The 20288-nt window shown below is 63.7% G+C and carries 16 protein-coding genes; 5 read left to right on the forward strand and 11 right to left on the reverse strand.

The features are described 5' to 3' along the window. Nucleotides 1–18: 18 nt before the first annotated feature. The 4 genes from J2X70_RS07945 to J2X70_RS07960 all read right to left on the reverse strand — a co-directional run bounded on the left by J2X70_RS07945 (nt 19) and on the right by J2X70_RS07960 (nt 4601). Nucleotides 19–696 (reverse strand): Fe2+-dependent dioxygenase, encoded by a 678-nt coding sequence (locus tag J2X70_RS07945; protein ID WP_309909772.1) that lies wholly within the window; start codon nt 694–696, stop codon nt 19–21. A 51-nt stretch (nt 697–747) separates the two neighbouring features. Further along, nucleotides 748–3072, reverse strand: coding sequence for a catecholate siderophore receptor Fiu (locus J2X70_RS07950; RefSeq protein ID WP_309909774.1), 2325 nt, complete (start codon nt 3070–3072; stop codon nt 748–750). Nucleotides 3073–3732: 660 nt separating this feature from the next. Further along, entirely contained in the window at nt 3733–4065 is a 333-nt protein-coding gene (locus tag J2X70_RS07955; RefSeq protein ID WP_025873985.1) for a non-heme iron oxygenase ferredoxin subunit, read from the reverse strand. Continuing rightward, nucleotides 4062–4601, reverse strand: a complete 540-nt coding sequence (locus J2X70_RS07960; RefSeq protein ID WP_309909776.1) for a GNAT family N-acetyltransferase — start codon at nt 4599–4601, stop codon at nt 4062–4064. Before J2X70_RS07960 ends, J2X70_RS07955 begins: the two co-directional genes overlap by 4 nt. Nucleotides 4602–4719: 118 nt before the next feature. Between J2X70_RS07960 and J2X70_RS07965 the strand changes: the two genes are divergently transcribed. The 3 genes from J2X70_RS07965 to J2X70_RS07975 are packed head-to-tail and all read left to right on the forward strand — an operon-like array spanning nt 4720 to nt 11530. Continuing rightward, nucleotides 4720–10161: a wall-associated protein gene (locus J2X70_RS07965; RefSeq protein ID WP_309909779.1), complete on the forward strand. Its 5442-nt coding sequence runs from the start codon at nt 4720–4722 to the stop codon at nt 10159–10161. A 3-nt stretch (nt 10162–10164) separates the two neighbouring features. Then, the gene (locus J2X70_RS07970) at nt 10165–11148 is read left to right on the forward strand and encodes an RHS repeat-associated core domain-containing protein (RefSeq protein WP_081323681.1); all 984 of its coding nucleotides are present in this window, start codon (nt 10165–10167) and stop codon (nt 11146–11148) included. 16 nt (nt 11149–11164) lie between these two features. Next, nucleotides 11165–11530 (forward strand): hypothetical protein, encoded by a 366-nt coding sequence (locus tag J2X70_RS07975; RefSeq protein WP_081323682.1) that lies wholly within the window; start codon nt 11165–11167, stop codon nt 11528–11530. A gap of 696 nt (nt 11531–12226) precedes the next feature. Here the strand turns inward: J2X70_RS07975 and J2X70_RS07980 are convergent. The 5 genes from J2X70_RS07980 to J2X70_RS08000 form a co-directional block, all read right to left on the reverse strand. Then, complete coding sequence (locus J2X70_RS07980) at nt 12227–13483, reverse strand: cysteine desulfurase (RefSeq protein ID WP_309909784.1); 1257 nt, start codon at nt 13481–13483, stop codon at nt 12227–12229. Further along, a complete protein-coding gene (gene sufD, locus J2X70_RS07985; RefSeq protein ID WP_025873981.1) occupies nt 13480–14742 on the reverse strand; it encodes a Fe-S cluster assembly protein SufD in 1263 nt (420 codons plus the stop codon). The genes J2X70_RS07980 and sufD overlap by 4 nt, the downstream gene beginning before the upstream one ends. Continuing rightward, nucleotides 14742–15506: a Fe-S cluster assembly ATPase SufC gene (gene sufC / locus J2X70_RS07990; protein WP_025873980.1), complete on the reverse strand. Its 765-nt coding sequence runs from the start codon at nt 15504–15506 to the stop codon at nt 14742–14744. Before sufC ends, sufD begins: the two co-directional genes overlap by 1 nt. Nucleotides 15507–15579: 73 nt before the next feature. After that, a complete protein-coding gene (gene sufB, locus J2X70_RS07995) occupies nt 15580–17055 on the reverse strand; it encodes a Fe-S cluster assembly protein SufB (protein WP_025873979.1) in 1476 nt (491 codons plus the stop codon). 17 nt (nt 17056–17072) lie between these two features. Next, on the reverse strand, nt 17073–17528 hold the full coding sequence (locus J2X70_RS08000; RefSeq protein ID WP_025873978.1) for an SUF system Fe-S cluster assembly regulator: 456 nt from the start codon (nt 17526–17528) through the stop codon (nt 17073–17075). A 210-nt stretch (nt 17529–17738) separates the two neighbouring features. On the opposite strand from J2X70_RS08000, the gene J2X70_RS08005 reads away from it, so the two are divergent. Both J2X70_RS08005 and J2X70_RS08010 read left to right on the forward strand, forming a co-directional pair. Further along, complete coding sequence (locus J2X70_RS08005; RefSeq protein WP_010483549.1) at nt 17739–18206, forward strand: SET domain-containing protein-lysine N-methyltransferase; 468 nt, start codon at nt 17739–17741, stop codon at nt 18204–18206. Between the two features lie 172 nt (nt 18207–18378). Beyond that, complete coding sequence (locus J2X70_RS08010; protein ID WP_309909788.1) at nt 18379–18921, forward strand: type 1 glutamine amidotransferase domain-containing protein; 543 nt, start codon at nt 18379–18381, stop codon at nt 18919–18921. A 101-nt stretch (nt 18922–19022) separates the two neighbouring features. Here the strand turns inward: J2X70_RS08010 and J2X70_RS08015 are convergent, their stop codons facing one another. Continuing rightward, nucleotides 19023–19619: a DUF1439 domain-containing protein gene (locus tag J2X70_RS08015; protein ID WP_025873976.1), complete on the reverse strand. Its 597-nt coding sequence runs from the start codon at nt 19617–19619 to the stop codon at nt 19023–19025. 81 nt (nt 19620–19700) lie between these two features. Next, entirely contained in the window at nt 19701–20243 is a 543-nt protein-coding gene (locus tag J2X70_RS08020; RefSeq protein WP_025873975.1) for a hypothetical protein, read from the reverse strand. Between the last annotated feature and the right edge of the window lie 45 nt (nt 20244–20288).

Consider the following 20288-nt stretch of genomic DNA (forward strand, 5'->3'; position numbering starts at 1 on the left):
AAGGGTGGCCTGATCGGTTCAGACCTCGCTCCAGCGTCGCAGCAGGTTGTGGTACACGCCGGTCAGCTGCAGCACCGCGTCGGCATCACCATTGGTCTGCCGCAGGCGCTCGATGGAAGTATCCATCTCCCACAGCAGACGACGCTGCACATCGTCGCGGATCATGCTCTGCACCCAGAAGAACGATGCCACGCGCGCACCGCGGGTGACCGGATTGACCTTGTGCAGGCTGCTGGAGGGATACACGATCAGATCACCGGCCGGCAGTTTCACCTCGTGCTCGCCGTAGGTATCACTGATGATCAGCTCGCCGCCGTCGTACTCGTCCGGGTCGGACAGGAACAGCGTGCAGGAGACGTCCGAGCGCAGCTGCTCGCCGTTGGCCAGGTTCATCACCGCGCCATCGACGTGGAAGCCGTAGGTGCCGCCGCCGCTGTAGCGGTTGAAGCGCGGTGGCAGGTACTTCAAGGGCAGCGAGGCGGCAAAGAACAGCGGGCTGCGCTTGAGCGCGGCCAGCACCACGGAGGCCAGCGCAGCCTTCAGCGGTGAGGCATCGGGCAACTGCTCGTTGTGTTTGACCTGCGCACCCTGTGAGCCGACCGTCTCGCGTCCGTCGGTCCAGTCGGCAGCGTCCAGCCGCTGGCGGATCTGCGCCACTTCTTCAGGTGCAAGCACGTTGGGGATGTGCAGCAGCATGGCGGTTCCTCATCGATGCGCGGGGGAGACGGGCTCCCCCGCGCCATGACATCAGAAGCGGACGTCCGCGCTGAGCAGGAAGGTGCGCGGGGCGCCCGGGGTATAACGGTAGCCGCTCTTGTTGATGCTGGCCACGTACTGCTTGTCGAACAGGTTGTAACCGTTCAAGCGCAGCGAGATGGAGTCATTGATCGCCCAGGACACGACGGCGTCATAGACAACGTAGGACTTGGTGAACGATGGGGTACCCACCGCACCGTCGGTGCCACGGTGCATGCCACCGGCATAGCGCACGCCGCCACCGATGGTCAGGCCGAAGGGCAGGGTGTAACTGGTCCAGCCGGTAAACGTGTCGGCCGGGGTGTAGGTCAGGTTGGTGGTGCCATCGGCGGCTACCTTGGCACCTTCCTTCACCTCGGTGTCGAGGTGGCTGTAGCCGGCGGTGACCGACCAGTTGTCGGTCAGGCGACCGACTGCAGAGAGCTCCACGCCCTTGACCCGCTTGCTGCCGGTCTGGGTCGGGTTGCCGGCATCGTCGAGCACGGTGGTGTTGATCTCGTTGTCAACGTCGGTCTGGAACAGCGCCAGATTCACTGCAAGCGCGTCATCCAGGAACGCCCACTTGCTGCCCACTTCGAAGGTTTTGGCCTTCTGCGGGTCGAGCTTGGGGTTGTCGGCACTGCTGGCCGAGCTACTCAGCTGGAAGTTCGCGCCGCCAGGAGGCTGCTGTGAGACGGCGTAGTTGGCATAGATGCTGACCGTCTCGCCCACTTTGTACAGTGCACCGAGCTTCCAGTTCAGCAGCGTGTCGGACGCTTCCAGGGTCGGGTTGCGCAGCACGGTGCCGGTTGGATTGCTGCCGCATGCCGGGCCACCGCGACCACCGCACACCGATGCGCTCGCGTACTCGGTCTTGTAGTGGTCGGCGCGCACGCCCGCGGTCAGCAGGAAGCTCTCGCCGAAGGACAGGGTATCGAACAGATAGGCCGAGGAGGTTGTGGTCTTGCCGTGGGCATCGGCGCCATTGTGCGCCCAGGTCAGCCCGCCCACGTTCCAGTCGGGGTTGTACAGATTCGCTGCCGGCCAGGTGGTGCCGCCGGTGGCGGCCTGCCCGTAGCTGTCCAGCTCTTCGCGGGTGAATTCCAGGCCGGTGCTCAGCGCATGACCGACGCTGCCGGTGTTGAAGTCGGCGCGCAGGTTCAACTGATCGGTGAGGATGGTGTTGCGCTGGTCCTTGAAGGTCGGCAGGCTGCGCGCGATCGCGTAGGTCGATAGATCGGCCGGATTGGTGTAGCTGATGTTGCCGGTCGGGCGGCCATTCGCACCGCGAACGCCGGTACCCATGAAGGCCGTCAGCAGGTAGTCCTGTTCTGTGCGGCCCCAACGCGTGGTGTTGGTCAGGCGCAGCGTGTCGCTGAAGTCGTGTTCGAAGCGGAACGTGGCCATCTTCGCGGTCACGTCATCATGGTCTGCACGCGTACCGTAGAAGTTCTCCGGGTTCACCGGATGACCGGCCAGCGCTTCCAGGGTCGGCTGCGCGGCCCAGCCAGGCAGGCCCAGGGTCGGCACGCCGCCATCGGGCACGTTGTCCTGCTTCACGTACAGCAGGTTGAGGTAGTAGCGGGTAGCGGTGCCCAGGCCGAAGGCCAGCGATGGCGCAATACCCCAGCGCTTGTTCTGCACATGGTCGCGGCCCGGCTGGTCGCTGTCCTGCCACATCGCATTGACGCGCAGCGCGCTGGTCGCACCCAGCGTCTGGTTCCAGTCGCCGGTGGTGCGTCGCTGCTGGTCGCTGCCCAGCGACACGCTGGCCGACGTCGCGTCCTGCAGATTGGCCTGCTTGCTGACCAGATTGATCGCACCGGTCGGTGCGGAGCGGCCATTGTCGGTGCCGGCCGGGCCCTTCGTCACTTCCACCTGTTCGATGTTGAACACATCGCGTGAGATCGAGCCAAGGTCGCGCACGCCGTCGACGAACAGGCTGTTGGAGGTGTCGAAGCCACGCATGAACAGTGCGTCGCCGGTGGTGGTGTTGCCGTTTTCACCGGCATAGAAGGTGCCCACGCCGGGGCTGTTGCGCAGTGCCTCGGTCAGGGTGGTGGCACCCTGCTGGTTGAACAGGTCGCTGGTGATGATCTGGATGGTCTGCGGGGTGTCCTGCAGGCGCTGTGTGAACTTGGGCGAGGCAACCTTGTCAGCCTTGTAACCGCGAACTGCATGGACGTCGACCTTGTCTAGGGTGCGGGCGTTGTCGGTGGCTTCGGCGTGGGCCAGCACAGGCAGCGCGGCCAGGCCGAGGCCGGCAGCGAGGCTGGCGGTGGCCAGCGGCAGGGTACGAAGCGGCGAAGCGTGCTTGCGGCTTTTGATCGGGTTCATGGGCGTCTGCAGAGAAGGAACAGGAAGGAGCCGCCGGCGCTGGACAGCGCGGCAACAGGAAGGGAAAGGGAAATGCAGTCCAGCGGCTGCGCAGCGCGCAGAAAAGCGTCAGGCCAGCTGCGCGGGCGGTGCGTGCGAAGGCGGCTGGCGACGATCGATCACGGGCACCGGCGGATCAGGTATCGCCGGCGTCGGAGCGTCTGCTGGGGCATGTTCCGGGCGCTGCAGGCACAGCCGCCGCAGTACCGGGGGCTTGTCGCCCCGGCTTCCTTCCGGCTCGGATTCCGCGCGTTGCATCGCGTGCTCGTGGGGCAGCGAATATGGGGGCGAAGACGGCGCTACGTCCTGGACGTAGGTTCCGGGCGCATCTGTCAGCGTGCTCCGTCCTTCCTGCAACGCCGACCAGCCCAACCACAGAGTCAGCAGCGCGGCCACAAGCAGTGGCCAACCCCGACGAGCAAGCTGGCACAGCAGGACGGTAGGCGCGGGCGAGGCCATGGCGCAGGTGGAGTCGTGACGAAGATGTTAGTTAGCATAACACCAACGATAATGATTCGCATCTGCGTGATTTGTAAGCGGCTCCGAGTTGCCCGCAGGGCCCCTGAAAGGCCCTCCAGGCGCCCGTCAGGAGAGCCACCCCGTGGGTGGGTGCCCTGGGCTTCAATCGCGGTCGTCGCGGGTCCAGATGGCGTCGTGTTCGCGCTTCACCGGAAACTTCGGCACCGCGGTATAGGCCGGCGCACACAGGGCGCGGCCATCACGCACGTCGAAGCGCGCGCCATGCAGCACGCATTCAACGCTGCCCTCGGCGGTGTTGAACTCACCCGAGGACAGCTCGAACTCCTCGTGCGTGCATTGGTCTTCCAGCGCGTACAGTTCGCCGTCGAGGTTGAACACCACGATCGGCGTACCGGTGACTTCGTCGAACACGCTCTTCATTTCGCCCGGCAGCAGTTCGGCGCCGGCGCAGACAAAGGTCCAGGCCTCACTCACGCGGTGGCTCCGGCCAGCGGCTTTTCCAGGATCTCGAAGCGCAGGTCGTCGCGCTTGGGGATGCCGAAACGTTCGTCGCCATACGGGAACGGCTTCTTGATGCCGGTGCGCTGGTAACCGCGGCGCTCATAGAAGGCGATCAGTTCGTCGCGGATGTCGATCACGGTCATCTGCATCACCGGCACGTTCCATTCGCGTGCGGCGAGGGCTTCGGCTGCGTCCATCAACTGCTTGCCGACGCCGCCGCCCTGCTGGGCCGGGTCGACCGAGAACATGCCGAAGTAGCCCTTGCCGTCGACGTCGGCGACGTGGGTACAGGCCACGAGCTGGCCGTCGCGTTCGGCCAGCAGGATGGTCGAGCGCGGGCGGTCCAGGTCGCCCTGGATGCCTTCGGCATCGACGCGGGCGCCGTCCAGCAGGTCGGCTTCGGTGGTCCAGCCGACGCGGCTGGCGTCGCCGCGGTAGGCCGAGGTGACCAGGGTGATCAGGGCGGGGATGTCGGCCGACGTGGCGGCGCGGAAGGTCAGGGTGCTCATGGGGGCATTTTAGGTGGGGCGGGGGCGGGCGGGGAGCTTGCTGATTCGGCCAGCTTTGCCGAGTGTGTCGGATACGCCTTGTTGACATGATCTTCATTTCTCATTCATAAATGAAGCAATGCCCGCCCACCGCGTTCAAGCGTGTGGTTGTCTGCCGGAGTGGGTACCGTCCGATCTGATCATCGACAGTGGCGCGATGTGGGCGGGGCTCTCAAGGAAGGTCGATCCAGGGAGGATCTTCATGCAGTCACGGCTCATTGCTCATCCGCGCGCGGCAAACGCCATCAAAGGCCTGCTTCTGACAGCACTGGCCTTCTGCGTACTGGCACCGGTTCCCGCCTCCGCCCAGATCGTACCGACCTGGCGCCAGGAGTACGACAAGCGCTTGAAGTACGGCGACCTGGTCGAGCCCTTGAAGGGCGAGATCTTTGGCGAGCAGGTCAACCTGTATGACGGTTCGATCAGCTTCAAGGCCACGGATATTTCGATACCGGGCAATGGCAGCTTGCCGATGACGCTGAGCCGCAGTCACGGCGATGGCGGCAACAGTAATGAGAGCCCTTTCTCCAACTGGAAATTGGATATTCCTTCCCTGTCTGGTGTGCACGGCGACCTGCCTGAGACTGCGGCCGCAGGCTATTGGCTGCCTGCGGCCCGCTGCAGCACCGTCAGCGGACCTCCGTCGTTGGAAGTCTGGAACCGACGGCACACCCAGATCGTCAACTTCAATGCGCACACCTACTGGGATGGCACGCGACTTTCGCTGCCTGGTGGCGGGGGCGAGAGCATTCTGGGAGACGGCGGTGATGCTCGCCAGCCCAAGCCTCAGTTCGGTAAATCCACCCCGTGGAACACCAAAAGCGGTTGGACGTTCACTTGTCTGGGCTCGCTCAAAAGTGGCCAGGCCGGTGAAGGCTTCCTGGGGCACGCACCTGATGGTTCCAAGTACTACTTTGACTGGATGGTGGCCCGTCCGGTCAATCCTGCGACCCTGCAGCCATTTGGTCCGGAGAGTAATGCTCAATTGCAGCGCAGGCGCGTTTACCTGTACCCCTCCCAGATTGTGGATCGGTTTGGCAACTGGGTGCGCTATGAGTGGAATGGCGACCGCCTCGAACGCATCTTTGCCAGTGATGGTCGTGAAATCAGCCTGGCGTACAACGCTGACGGATTGATTGCATCAGCGACGGCAGCTGGGCGCACGTGGACGTACGGATATACCGCAGCCAATATCCTCCAGACGGTAACGCTGCCGGATGGGACCCAGTGGGTCTACAACCTTCCGCCGCTTTCCGTCACCCGCAAGTATGCCGACTACACCGGGCAGAACATCTGGGAGTACATGGACTATCCGGTGACCTGCGCCCGGATGAACAAGATCATACCCACTGAGATTGCGGCGACTGTCCAGCATCCTTCGGGGGCAGTGGGTACGTTCTTGTTCCGCCCGTTCCGCCACGGACGGAAGAACGTAACGTTCGACTGCCAGACATCTGGTGACAATCATCTGTACGAAGAAGGCTGGAACTACACGCCTGTCTACCGTGACGCGCAGTCGCTGGTAGCAAAAACAATCACTGGTCCGGGTATGCCTGTTGCGCAGTGGACCTATCAGTACACCAATCTTGATGGCGCCTACGCGCAGGATCTCGGCGGACCGGCCATTCCTCCGGGCCAGGCCGAACCGAAGATCACCACCGAAACGCTGCCTGACGGCGTTGTACGTGTGTATGAATTCGGCAAGGAGGTGGCGTACAACGACGGTCTGCTGCTGTCGACCACCACGCGCTCGGGCGGCACCGTCGTGCGCATCGACCGCAACAACTACTATCCCGACACCCAGCTTGACTCGGCGCCATTCCCGAAAGAAGCCGGCAAGGACTTCAAGTACGGTGCGAACGACCTCAAGGCACACTACAACAGGCCCGTACAGTCCACCGTGGTGGAACAGGATGGCGTGCAGTTCACCCGCACGGTCCAGGCTTTCGATGCCTTTGCACGCGAGGTGAGCGTCGTCGAGGGCAATTCAGCCGGACAGAGCCGCGCCAGCACAACCACCTACTACGACAACCTGGCGCTATGGGTGAATGGCCAGTCAGCGCGCAGCGTAGTCAATGGTGTCGAGCAGTCACGCACCGAGTTCGACACGACCAATGCGTTGCCGCTGCGCGCTTATGCCTTCGGCCGGTTGGCGCAGCAGGTGACCTACGCGGCTGATGGTACGGTGGCATCGGTTGCCGATGCCCGTGGCAACACCAGCCACCTGTCCGCGTGGAAGCGCGGTGTCCCGCAGCAGTTGCGGATGCCGGCCACGGCTGAATCTCTCAATGGGGCGACGCGCACCGTTGTGGTGGACGACAACGGCTGGATCACCTCGTTGACCGATGAAATCGGAGCAACCACCAGCTTCAGCTACGACAGCATGGGGCGCCTGCGCAGCCAGCAGTTCCCCGGTGGCGACACCGTGAGCTGGAATGCGGTCACCATGGACCTGCAGCGGTTGGGCAGCGCGCAGTTCGGCGTGCCGGCCGGCGCCTGGAAGCATTCACGAACCCAGGGCGGGCGACGGACCGATACCTATCTGGATGCCATGTTCCGCCCGGTGCTGGTCACTGAAAATGCAGACAACGCTCTCGATAGCGCAGTCGTGACCCGCTACGACACCAGCGGCAAGACGGTGTTCGCGTCCTATCCGGTTCGCCAGCTTTCCGACATCAATGCGGCGTTTGACGGCACCACCACGCAGTACGACGCGCTGGGTCGACCGGTCGTGGTCAGCCAGTCGTCCGAACTGGGTGCCTTGGTGACTCGCACTGAGTTCGTGGGCAACCTGTCGGTGAAGGTAACCAATCCACGCGGACAGTCGACCACAACACGGCACCTGGCCTATGACCAGCCCACCTATGAGATGCCGTTGATACTGCAGCATCCAGAAGGGGTCGTGACCGAGATCCAGCGCGACGCTCTCGGGAAGCCGCTGGCGATTACCCGTCGCAGCGCCGACGGCAGCCAGGCACTGACCCGCCGTTATGTCTATGACGATTACCAGCAACTCTGCAAGACCATCGAGCCGGAAACCGGGGCGACGGTGCAGGACTACGACGCCGCCGGCAATGTTCTGTGGTCGGCTGCCGGCACGGGCCTTGCCAGCAGCGCAGACTGCAACCGCAGCGAAGCACTCGCGACTGGCCGCGCCGTGCAGCGCACCTATGACGCTGCCAATCGACTGCTGGCGTTGACCTTCCCTGATGGCCGCGGCAACCAGACCTGGTCGTATACGCCAGATGGCCTGCCCGCAGAAATCAGTACGCAGAACGATGCCGGCCGTCCGCTGGTCATCAATCGCTACCAGTACAACCATCGTCGTCTGCTCAGCAGCGAGACGCTGCAACATCCAGACTTCGGCAATCTGAGCCTGGCCTATGGCTACGATGGCAACGGCGCGCTTGCCAGCAACACCTACCCGGGCGGGCGCATCGTCAGCTATGCCCCGGACGCCCTCGGCCGCGCCACATCGGTGGGGGGCTATGCGAAGGAGGCCAGCTATTTTGCCAACGGCGCCTTGGCGCGCTTCGTATATGGCAACGGCATTGTCCATGCGATGAGCCAGAATGCTCGCGGTCTTCCTGACCGAAGTCGCGATGCCACCGCTGCGGCCGCAGTGCTCGATGACAGCTACGACTACGATGCGGGTGGCAACGTGATGGCCATCTCTGATGGCTTGCCGGGTGCGCCAGGCAATCGTGACATGGCCTATGACGGGCTGGATCGACTGCGCTCGGTTACCGCGCCGGGCTTTGGCAACGCGCTGTATGAGTACGACGCACTGGACAACCTGCGCCGGGCCAAGGTCGGCAGCCGGGATCGCACGCATTATTTCGATCCGACCAATCGTCTGGTCAACGTTGTCGATACTGGCAGCAGCGCGACCGTTGTCGGTCTCGGCTATGACGTGCAGGGCAATCTTTCGATCCGCAATGGCCAGGCGTTTGGTTTCGACTACGGCAACCGCCTGCGTACGGTGGGAACGACGGAAGCCTATATGTACGACGCGCATGGACGCCGGGTGAAAGCATGGAACAGCGAAACGGGCGTGATCTACTCGTTCTATGACAATGGCGGCGTGCTGCGTTTCCAGCGCAATGAGCGCACGGGAAAGCAGACGGACTATCTGTACCTGTCCGGCAGCCTAGTGGCGCAGGTGCACGGCGAGGCTGCACCCAGTGCTCCGGCGCTGAGCGCTCCGGGCTACATCACCCAAGGCAGCGTCAACCTGACGTGGAGTCCGGCCGGCGGCGCCAACCGCTACGAACTGCAGCGCGCCCAAGCGGGCAACTGGAGCACGATTTTCGACGGCGAGGCGCAGGCATTCACCAGTAGCGGTCTGGTCACCGGCACCTATCAGTTCCGAGTGCGCGGATGCCGCGTGGTCTGTGGCGAGTGGAGCAACACCGCCTCGGTCGCCGTCGAGCTGCCGCCGGCTGCAGTGCCTGTGCTGAGCGTACCGACAACTGCATTCAACGGCAGCTACAGCATCAGCTGGTCGGCCTCTGCCGGCGCAGAACGCTTTGAACTGGAGGAGAGTGCCAATGGCGGAGCCTGGACGCAGGTTCACAATGCGGCGGGCCAATCCAAGGCATTCAGTGGCAAGCCGGCAGGCAGCTTCAACTATCGTGTCCGTGCATGTAATCCGGTGGGGTGTACCGAATACAGCAATGGCGCCGCAGTGATGGTGGTCTACCCGCCTGTCGGTGCTCCTGGAGTATCAGCGCCGGCTCGTTCGGCACCCGGCAGCATTGGCATCGGCTGGAACGGGATTGGCGGTGCTGATCGTTACACACTTCAGGAAAGTACCAATGGCGGCGGTTGGGTGACCCTGTTCGATGGTAATGCGGGTTCCTTTGCCACGCCTGCGCGTGGAGTGGGTAGCTATGCCTACCGCGTCGCCGCCTGCAACGGCGCTGGATGCGGGCCGTGGTCGGCAACGGTGACGGTCGCAGTCATCGGACCGCCGACGATCGAGCCGGTGATCAGCGCGCCGGGCCTGGTGAATGTGCCGCAGTACAGCTTCACCTGGTCAGTACCCGCGAATAGTGAGAGCTTCATCGTGGAGGAGAGCGCCAACGGCGGTGGATGGACCGTGGTGCATAACGGCGGTGCGAACAGCTTTGGTGCAAACAGAGGCAATGGCAACTACGCCTACCGTGTACGTGCCTGCAACTTCGCGGGGTGCAGCCCATATTCAGGCATCGTAAGCGTTTCAGTCGTGCTTCCTCCGGCTGCCACCCAGATTTTCCTGGCGGAATGGTTGTCTACGCGCAAGGCCCCCTACCAGGTGCAGTGCACCGTCTCCTGGCGAGCCGTGGCCGGCGCAACGGAGTATCACCTTGAGCCCTCGGGGGCTGGACGGCGTCTATACACCGGGCCTCTGACTTACGTGCAGTCAAACAACGGGAATTACTGCTCAAGCTTGTACATCGTTCGCGCCTGCAATGCCGGCGGCTGTTCGGAATGGTCTGCGGGCTTTCCTGTCACGCGCGGCGTACTGAGCTGGGACTGAGCCATGAATGGAATCACTTCTCTACTTATTCGCGCAGCGCTTCTTGTGGTGGCGACACTGGCCGGTGCTGCACCGGCTGCGGCCCAGGAAGTGGTGGAATACATCCACACCGACGCACTGGGCTCGCCGGTGGCGATCACCGATGCCAGCGGAAATGTCATCGAGCGTACGGTATATGAACCGTATGGAGGCGTGGTCAATCGGCCGTTGAAGGATGGTCCAGGGTATGCCGGGCATATGACGGACTCTGTAACCGGGTTGAACTACATGCAGCAGAGATACTTCGACTCAAGTTTGGGTACCTTCCTCTCGGTGGATCCAGTCACTACTGTCGAAAATCCCTATGCAAATTTCCAGCGTTACAGGTATGGAAATGGGAATCCCTACAAGTTCGTCGATCCAGATGGCGCTGATGCGATATATTTTTCAGATGTTAATGTTCTGGTGATTCCGGTTAATTTTACGGGTCCCGCTGCAACAAAATCCAATGTGGAAGCGATCAGGAGTCGGGTTGATTCAATTGCTTCCGAGTATCGAGGGATTAAGGTTCGTTTGCAGGTCCTGGGTTCCGCCGGTGGTCATGGCCAGAATTCAATGAATTTGGGGCCTGGAAAGGATTACGCAAATTATCCTCGTGCCGGCCAGGGGGTATATGGCGGAATCGGCGGGAGGACGGCTCATATCGATAGCTCCGAGAGCAACTGGATAGGCGCGGCAGTTCACGATATCCTGCATTTTGCAGGCGCCCCGGAAGGGTATCGTGATGTGGGGTCGCGAGATGGGCGTACATCGAGCCCCATGGAGGGGTACTCTTCCGATCATATCATGGCTGATCGAAATGGTACGCGAATTACTGCGAGGGATGAGGATGCGATGCTGAGTAATGACACGACATCGAGGCATCGGTTGAGCGATTTCAAGGGGGTCTTTAGGGTTGAGGGGCGACTTGATGCAAAACGCCTCGATAAGCAGTTTTCAGGGAAATAACCAACCGGATATTCCGATGAATATTTCAACTTTACTGGCCTCCGTCATATCAATTTTTCTTCTTTCTTCCTGCGGTCAGCAGCGCGGCTGCCATTTGCAGGTTATCAATCAAGATCATGACAGTTCATCATCCCAGAAAATATTTGCTGAAGTGGATGACGTCATTCGTTCGCGCTCTGTGGATGGCGGAGTCGAAGTAAAGGCGGAGTTGGTGGTGTCGCAACTTGAGCTGTCCCGGGAAGGAAAGAGAAGGAGGAGGCTTTTCTATGTATTGATGGATGGAGAGGGGAGGTTCATGGATGCATCCACATGTGATGTCGGAGAAGGTCAATGTGCTTCGGTTGTTTCGAAAAGAATGGTGAAACTATGTGACGAGGTCTGAATTTATTGCATTAATCCATCGGAGCATATATTGGTGAGTAAAGTCCAGTATTCTGATCGCATTCGAAGATCAATAGTCGTAATTTTTGCAGCGATTTGCCTGGCTGGCCTTGTTGCGTGTACTAGTGAAGTGGCGAGTTCGGGTGGGGTTGTCAATCATCTCCCGAACAATGCAAGGGCAGATCAATACGCTGCGGCGCTCCGCTCCAGTTCTGTCGCCGGAGGCGCATCAAGGGAGCAAATGTGTGAGGTCCATTTGATTGATGTTCGGCAGTCATTCGATCAGGAGGGGAATGAAAAGCTGAGAAGCTATTTCGTTTTGACCAATTATCGAGGAATTTTTGTGTCGGCGGACACCTGCGGACTGTCCGTGGGTGACTGCGTTGCAGTTATTGCAAAGAGGTCGAGTTCTGAATGTCGACTGCCGCCGAGCGATTAGGAGAGCGCCAACGGCGGCGGCTGGACTGTGGTGCATAACGGCGGTGCGAACAGCTTTGGTGCCAGCCGTGGAAAAGGCAGTTATGCCTACCGGGTGAGAGCCTGCAACTTCGCCGGGTGTAGCCCCTGGGACAGTTGGGCTTGCCTGTGCAGATGACTTTTACGGTTGTCGTGCAGTAGATCAGCATTGGCCATCTTGGGACGCAAAAACGCCACGGTCTCCCGTGGCGTTCGCATCTTCCCATCTGTTACTGAAGCCTCACCCCAGCAACTTCCGCACCTTCGTCAACGCGGTCATGAACCGCTCGATCTCTTCATGCGTGTTGTAGAACGCCAGCGAGGCACGGCAGGTTGCCGCCACGCCGTAGTACTGCAGCAGCGGATGCGCGCAGTGCTGGCCCGAGCGCACGGCCACACCTTCCAGATCCAGCAGGGTAGCCAGATCGTGCGCATGGGCGCCGTCGATCAGGAATGACACCACCGCGGCCTTTTCCGGCGCTTCGCCGATGATGCGCAGGCCGTCAACCCGGCGCAGCTCTTCGGTGAAGTGCGCCAGCAGCTCGGCTTCGCGCGCTTCCACGTGGTCCAGGCCGACGTTCTGCAGATAGTCCGCCGCCACGCCGAGGCCGATGAAACCGGCGATGTTGGGGGTGCCGGCTTCAAACTTGTGCGGGGCGTCGTTGAATACGGTGCCGTCGAAGCTGACTTCCTTGATCATCTCGCCGCCGCCCAGGAACGGCGGCATGGCGTCCAGGTGCTCGCGACGCGCCCACAGCGCACCGGTGCCGGTCGGGCCGCACATCTTGTGGCCGGTGATGGCGTAGAAGTCGCAGCCGATCGCGGTGACGTCGACCTTGCGGTGCGGGGCGGCCTGCGAGCCGTCGACCACGGTGACAATGCCGCGCTTGCGCGCTTCGCGGCAGATCTCGCGCACCGGGTTGATGGTGCCGAGCACGTTGGAGACATGGGCCACCGCCAGCAGCTTGACCTCGGCGGTCATCGCCGCGCGCAGTGCCTCCAGGTCCAGCGCGCCGTCGGGGGTGATCTCGGCCACGCGGATGGTCGCGCCGGTGCGCTGGGCGACCAGCTGCCACGGCACGATGTTGGCGTGGTGTTCCATGCGCGACACCAGGATCACGTCGCCGGCCTTCAGCCGGGGCAGGGCCCAGGAGTAGGCAACCAGATTGATCGCGAAGGTGGTGCCGCTGCACAGCACCAGGTCGTTGCTGCGCACATTGAGGAAACGGGCCAGCTTGTTGCGTGCGCCTTCGTAGGCGTCGGTGGCCTCGGTACCCAGCGCATGCACGGCACGGCTGACGTTGGCGTTGTAGCGACGGTAGAACTCGTCCACCGCGCCGATCACCTGCACCGGCTTCTGGCCGGTGTTGGCGTTGTCGAAATAGACCAGCGGCTTGCCGTGCACTTCGCGCATCAGCAGCGGGAAGTCCAGGCGCACGCGCGCCCAGTCGGGGGCGTCGGCGGGTGCTTCGATCGGTCGCGGGGTGGACAGGTTCATGCCACGCCCGCCTCAGCCAGCGCCTTGTCCAGCCGGCGTGCCAGCTGTTCGCGCAGCGCTTCGGGCAGCACCCTCAGCGGCTCGTGGCAGAACGCGGCGCTCAGCAGCGCCTGCGCCTGGGCCTGCGGCAGGCCGCGCGAGCGCAGGTAGAACAGCGCGTTGGCGTCGAGCTGGCCGACGGTGGCACCGTGTGCGGCCTTCACTTCGTCGGCGTCGATCACCAGCGTCGGCTGGGTATCGATCTCGGCGTCGGCCGACAGCAGCAGGTTCTTGTTGGACAGGTTGGCGTCGGTGCCATCGGCACCGGCACGGATCTGGATGCCGCCATGGAACACCACGCGGCTGCGGTTGGCCGCCACGCCACGCCACTGCAGCTCGGCGCTGGTGTCGCGGGCGATGTGGTCGATGCCCAGGCGGGTATCGACGTGGCGGCGACCGTTGCCGAGCAGCACGCCATTGGCGGTCAGCTGGGCGTTGTCGCCTTCCAGGCGCACGTTCAGCTCATGGCGGCTGAGCGCGGCACCCAGCTCCAGGTCCACGCGGTGGTACTGCGCGTCCTTGGCCAGCACCGCGTCGGTACGCAGGAAGCTGGTCTGGCGCGCGCTGCCGGCCTGCACGCGGGCGTGCTTGAGCACCGCATCGCGGGCGACGTGGGCGTGCAGCACCGTGTTGTCCAGATGCGCCGAATCACCGACGCTGAAGCGGTGCTCGACCACGCCCAGGCTGGCGCCGGCACGCAGTTCGATCAGGTGGCGGTGGTGCCAGGCCAGGTCGGTGTCGCCGGCCACGCTGGCGAATACCAGCTGCAGCGGCACCTCGACCTGCACGCCGTCGTCCACGCGCAGCACCACGCCTTCATCGGCGAGGGCGGCGTTGAGGCGGGCGAACACATCGTCGCTGCGATCGTAGCGGCGGCCGAGGAAGCGCACGGCGTCCTCACCAGCGGCCAGTGCAGAAGACAACGTCTCCAGCTGCACGCCGGCCGGCAGGCCCTGCACATCGCTCAGCGCGTCGTTGAGGCGGCCATTGACGAACACCAGGCGCGGTGCGGGGATGTCCTCCAGCGCGGCGGCATCCAGCAGCGCCGGGGCCAACGGTGCGGCCGCGAAGCTGCGACGCTCCAGCTGGCGCAGCGAGGTGTACTTCCAGGTTTCGCTGCGTGCGCCGGGCAGGCCGTCGCGCAGCACGCTGTCGAGCACTTCGCGGCGCGCATCGCTGCCGCAGAAGGCCTGGGCCATGGAATCGAGCAGGGCGCTCATCAGACCGCCGCCTCGGGCACGACCCGGTCCTTCAGGAAGTCATAGCCGTGCGCTTCCAGTTCCAGCGCCAGTTCCGGGCCGCCGCTCTTGACGATGCGGCCATCGGCCAGCACGTGCACGACGTCCGGCTTGATGTAGTCCAGCAGGCGCTGGTAGTGGGTGATGACCAGGAACGAGCGGTCGGCGCTGCGCAGCGCGTTGACGCCGTCGGCCACGCTCTTCAGTGCATCGATGTCCAGGCCCGAATCGGTTTCGTCCAGGATCGCCAGCTTCGGCTCGAGCACGGCCAGCTGGAAGATCTCGTTGCGCTTCTTCTCGCCACCGGAGAAGCCTTCGTTGACGCCACGGTGCAGCAGTTCGTCCTTCAGGTGCAGCACGGCCAGCTTCTGCCGCACCAGCTTGAGGAACTGCATGGAATCGAGCTCTTCCTCGCCGCGCGCCTTGCGCTGTGCATTCAGCGCGGCGCGCAGGAAGTAGGTGTTGTTCACGCCGGGGATTTCCACCGGGTACTGGAACGCCAGAAACAGGCCGGCAGCGGCGCGCGCTTCCGGGTCCTGGTCGAGCAGGTCGACGCCTTCGAACTGCACGCTGCCTTCGCTGACCTCATAGCCGTCGCGGCCAGCCAGGACATTGCCCAGGGTGGACTTGCCGGCGCCGTTGGGGCCCATGATGGCGTGCACCTGGCCGGGCTTCACTTCAAGGGACAGGCCCTTGAGGATTTCCTTGTCGCCGATGCGGGCGTGGAGGTTTTCGATCTTCAGCATGGTGGGGGTTTCCGTGGTGCGGGCCGGGGCCCGCCGGTAAAGAGAATGCGTTGTGCGAGGGCAGGGCGGGCGATCAGCCCACCGAACCTTCCAGCGAGACTTCCAGCAGCTTCTTGGCTTCCACCGCGAATTCCATCGGCAGTTCGCGGAACACCTGCTTGCAGAAGCCGTCGACGATCATCGACACCGCGTCTTCCTGGCTGATGCCACGGGCGCGGCAGTAGAACAGCTGGTCGTCGGAGATCTTCGAGGTGGTGGCCTCGTGCTCGACGGTGGCACCCGGGTTCTTCACCTCGATGTAGGGGAAGGTGTGGGCGCCGCACTGCTTGCCGATCAGCAGCGAATCGCACTGGGTGTAGTTGCGCGCGCCGTCTGCGTTGCGGTCCACCTTGACCAGGCCGCGATAGGTGTTCTGGCCGCGGCCGGCGCTGATGCCCTTGCTGATGATCTTGCTCTTGGTGCGCTTGCCGACGTGGATCATCTTGGTGCCGGTGTCGGCCTGCTGGCGATGATGGGTCAGCGCCACCGAGTGGAACTCACCGACCGAGTCGTCGCCCAGCAGCACGCAGGACGGGTACTTCCAGGTGATCGCCGAGCCGGTCTCGACCTGGGTCCAGGTGACCTTGCTGCGCGCGCCACGGCATTCGGCACGCTTGGTGACGAAGTTGTAGATGCCGCCGACGCCGTTCTCATCGCCCGGGTACCAGTTCTGCACGGTGGAGTACTTGATCTCGGCATCGTCCAGCGTCACCAGCTCGACCACCGCCGCATGCAGCTGGTTCTCATCGCGCATCGGCGCGGTGCAGCCCTCCAGGTAGGACACGTACGCCTTCTCTTCGCAGATGATCAGCGTGCGCTCGAACTGGCCGGTGTGGCCGGCGTTGATGCGGAAGTAGGTGCTCAGTTCCATCGGGCAACGCACGCCCTTGGGAATGAACACGAAGCTGCCATCGGAGAACACCGCAGAATTGAGCGCGGCGAAGTAGTTGTCGCCCACCGGCACCACGGTGCCCAGGTACTGTTTGACCAGTTCCGGGTGCTCCTTGATGGCTTCGGACATCGAGCAGAACACGATGCCCTTTTCGGCCAGTTCCTTGCGGAAGGTGGTACCGACGGACACCGAGTCGAACACCGCGTCCACCGCTACGCCGGCCAGCTTGGCGCGCTCGTGCAGCGGCACGCCCAGCTTGTCGTAGGTGTCCAGCAGTTCCTTGGGCACGTCATCCAGCGAGGCGTACTTCGGGCCCTTCGGCGCGGAGTAGTAGCTGAGCGCCTGCAGGTCGATCGGGGCGATCTGCAGCTTGGCCCAGTTCGGCATCGGCATGGTCAGGAAGTGGCGGTAGGCGTCCAGGCGCCACTGCGTCATCCATTCCGGTTCTTCCTTCTTGGCCGACAGGGCGCGGATGGTGTCCTCGTCCAGGCCGGCGGGAAGGGAGTCCGACTCGATGTCCGTGATGAAGCCGGCCGAATACTTGCGGCCGAGCTGCTCATGGATCTCGCGGTTGGGGGTGTCGTCGCTGGCGACGGTTTCGATGGTTTCGGTGGCCATGGGGGGCTGCCTACGGATCAGGAGACGACGTCGACAGCGATGGTGCGGCGCTGTTCTTCGTCGACAAGGGGAAGAGGGGGCAGGATCTGCGCCAGGCTGACATCGCGCAGGGCCTCGGAGACCACGTCGTTGATCAGCCGCCAGCTGCTGCGCGCACCGCACTTGGGCGCCATGCCGCACTGGTGGTGGTCGTGGCTGCACTCGGTCAGGGCCAACGGCCCTTCCATGGCTTCAACCACTTCAAACAGCGAGATCTCGATCGATGGGCGGGTCAGCCGGTAGCCGCCGCGGACGCCGCGCAGGCCTTCGACCAGGCCGGCCTGGGCCAGTGGCTTGAGCACCTTGCTGACGGTGGGCGGCTCCAGACCGGTGAATTCGGCCAGCTCGGTGGCACTGAGCACCTCGCCCGGACGGGCGGCGAGTACGGTCAGTACGACGGTGGCGTAATCGGTGAGCTTGGTGACGCGCAACATGGGATGCGAGTGGTTCTTAAAGCGGACTGAAATTGTACGCTTTTATTCGCCGGCATCCAACCCGGCCATTCAGCGGGCGCTTGGGCCTGGCCGGAGGGCAGTCGCCAAGGGCCGCCATCGGGGCGACATGCTGCGGCATGGGGGTGATTTTCGCAATCACCCGGAATGGGCGAGAATCAACGTTCCTTCCGCTGCAAACGTCTCTTGCCGATGCCCAAGAAGATCCAAGCCCGCAAGTCCGCCATCCACGGCAACGGTGTGTTTTCCGTGGCCCCGATCAAGCAGGGCGAGCGCGTGATCCAGTACAAGGGCCTGCTGCGCAGCCACGGCGATGTCGATGCCGATGACAGTGGCGACGTGGAAAGCGGCCATACCTTCCTGTTCACCCTCAACGACGACTGGGTGATCGATGCCAACTACAAGGGCAACGACGCGCGCTGGATCAACCACAGCTGCGACCCGAACTGCGAGGCGGTGATCGAGGAAGACGAAGACGGTGACAGCCGCGGCGACAAGGTCTTCATCGAGGCGCTGCGCGATATCAAGGCGGGCGAAGAGCTGACGTACAACTACGGCATCACCCTGGCCGAGCGCCACACGGCCAAGCTGAAGAAGATCTGGGAGTGCCGCTGTGGCTCGCCCAAGTGCACCGGCACGATGCTGCAGCCCAAGCGCTGATCCGGTAGCGCCGGGCCATGCCCGGCGAACGCGAAGCGCGGGCGGAACCAGAAGCCGCCGGGCACGGCCCGGCGCTATCCGGGCGATTCTCCACCTGCCGTGCACGTGAGGGTCACCGCCGTTCAAGGGCCACTCGGCCACCCTGTGCGCTCCCCCCTATCTGGAGCACGACATGGCACAGCGTCTACGCGGCAAACAGATCGCCATTCTCGCCACGCATGGTTTCGAGCAGTCCGAACTGATCGAGCCCAAGCAGCTGCTGGAAGCGGAGGGCGCGCGCGTGAGCGTGGTGTCGCCGGCCAAGGAGGCGAGCATCAAGGGCTGGAAGGACAAGGACTGGGGTGATTCGGTCGCCGTGGATCAACCACTGGATGGCGCCGATGCCGGCCGTTTCGATGCGCTGGTGCTGCCCGGTGGCGTGATCAATCCGGATACCCTGCGCACCAACGAAGCAGTACTGGATTTCATCCGCAGCATGGCGGGTGCCGGCAAGCCGGTGGCGGCGATCTGCCACGGCCCCTGGCTGCTGATCAACAGCGGGCTGGCGGAGGGCCACGAGGTCACCTCGTGGCCGTCGCTGCAGCAGGACCTGGCCAATGCCGGCGCGCGCTGGCGCGACGCGGAAGTGGTGGTGGACGGCAACCTGATCACCAGCCGCAAGCCCGATGACATTCCGGCCTTCAGCGAGGCGGTGGTTAAAGCGCTGGCGGCGTGATGTTGTGATGCGGTAGCGCCGGGCCAGGCCCGGCGAGCGCGAAGCGCGGAAATGACAGAAGCCGCCGGGCATGGCCCGGCGCTACCGTATTTGGCGGGGGCTTATTTGCCGAGGATGCCCGCCGGCACCAGGTCGCCCAGGTTCTGGTTGAAGGTCACCACCAGCTTGCCGTTCTTCACCTGCGCCGACTGCACCTGCAGGGCGCCGAGCAGGCCGGCCACGGCCGGGTCCAGCTTGTAGATCGGTTCGCGCTGGGCGTAGTCGCTCAGCCATGCGTTCAGCAGGCCACGGGTCCGTGAATCGAGACGGCCACCCTGGCTGGCCGGGGTGAAGTCATCCACGCTCGGCTGCTGCAGGTGGAAGCCTTGGGTCTGCGCGTCATAGCGCAGGCCACTGCTGAGCTTCACCGTACCCAGCTTGGCCGGGTTACCGCCGGCGGTGGCCAGCGCCACGTCCATGCCCAGGTTCAAGCGCTCGCCTGCCGGCAGGCTCAGCTGCGGGTGGCTCATGGTCAGCGCGATCAGGCCGCCCAGCGCGTCCTGCGTGCGCGGGAAGCTGCCGTCCAGATACTGCTGCACGTCGCTGGCGCCAACCGCCAGTTCGCGACCGGAGATCGAAGGGGCGGCCTGCGCACCGATCGCAGCAGCAATCAGCACGGTCGAGGCGGCAAGGCGGGTCATCAGGGAACGCAGGCGCATGGCGGTGACCGGAAGAAGGATCCAAGAGGCCTACAGAGTAGCTTTGCCCGCTGAATCGCGGGTACACACGGTTGCAACGGTTCAGTCCAGCGTTGGTTGCAGGCTGGCCGACTGGATCTGCCAGCTGCGGCCATCGGCGCTGGGCTGCACGCGGTACCAGCCGTGGTAGCGGAAGGTGCCGTTGGCGGTCACCGCGCGGATCTTCACTGGCACCTCCAGCAGGCGTGGCGGCTGCCCATCGTCGCGGGGCAACGCCACGTCACTGTCCAGGCGCAGGTTGCGCACGTCGGGCAGCAGGCGCAGCACGGCATCGTCGGCATGACGCGGGTCGGCGGGGGCATAGGCCCAGGCCGCATCGCTGCGCGATGTGTTGCGGTTGAGCAGATCCAGCATGTAGCGGTTGAGCATCGCTGCGGGCGTTTCGCTGCCGTTGGCAACGGCGCCATACAGCGGATCGATGGCGATCGCGTCAACGGTAGCGGCCTGCGGTGCCGCTTTCGTCGTTGGCACCGACGGGGCGGTTGTGGCGGCGCTCGCGTCGCGCCCGGTGGCATCGACCGGGGGCGCCGGGTTGGAACACCCCGCCACAAGCAGCGGGATCAACAAGGAAATAAAACCGCGCATGTCTGCCTCCTCCCCGAGGCAGCCTGGAAGGCGGCAGTGTAGCGG

The sequence above is a fragment of the Stenotrophomonas sp. 1337 genome, from assembly GCF_031455455.1.
GTDB lineage: Bacteria > Pseudomonadota > Gammaproteobacteria > Xanthomonadales > Xanthomonadaceae > Stenotrophomonas > Stenotrophomonas indicatrix.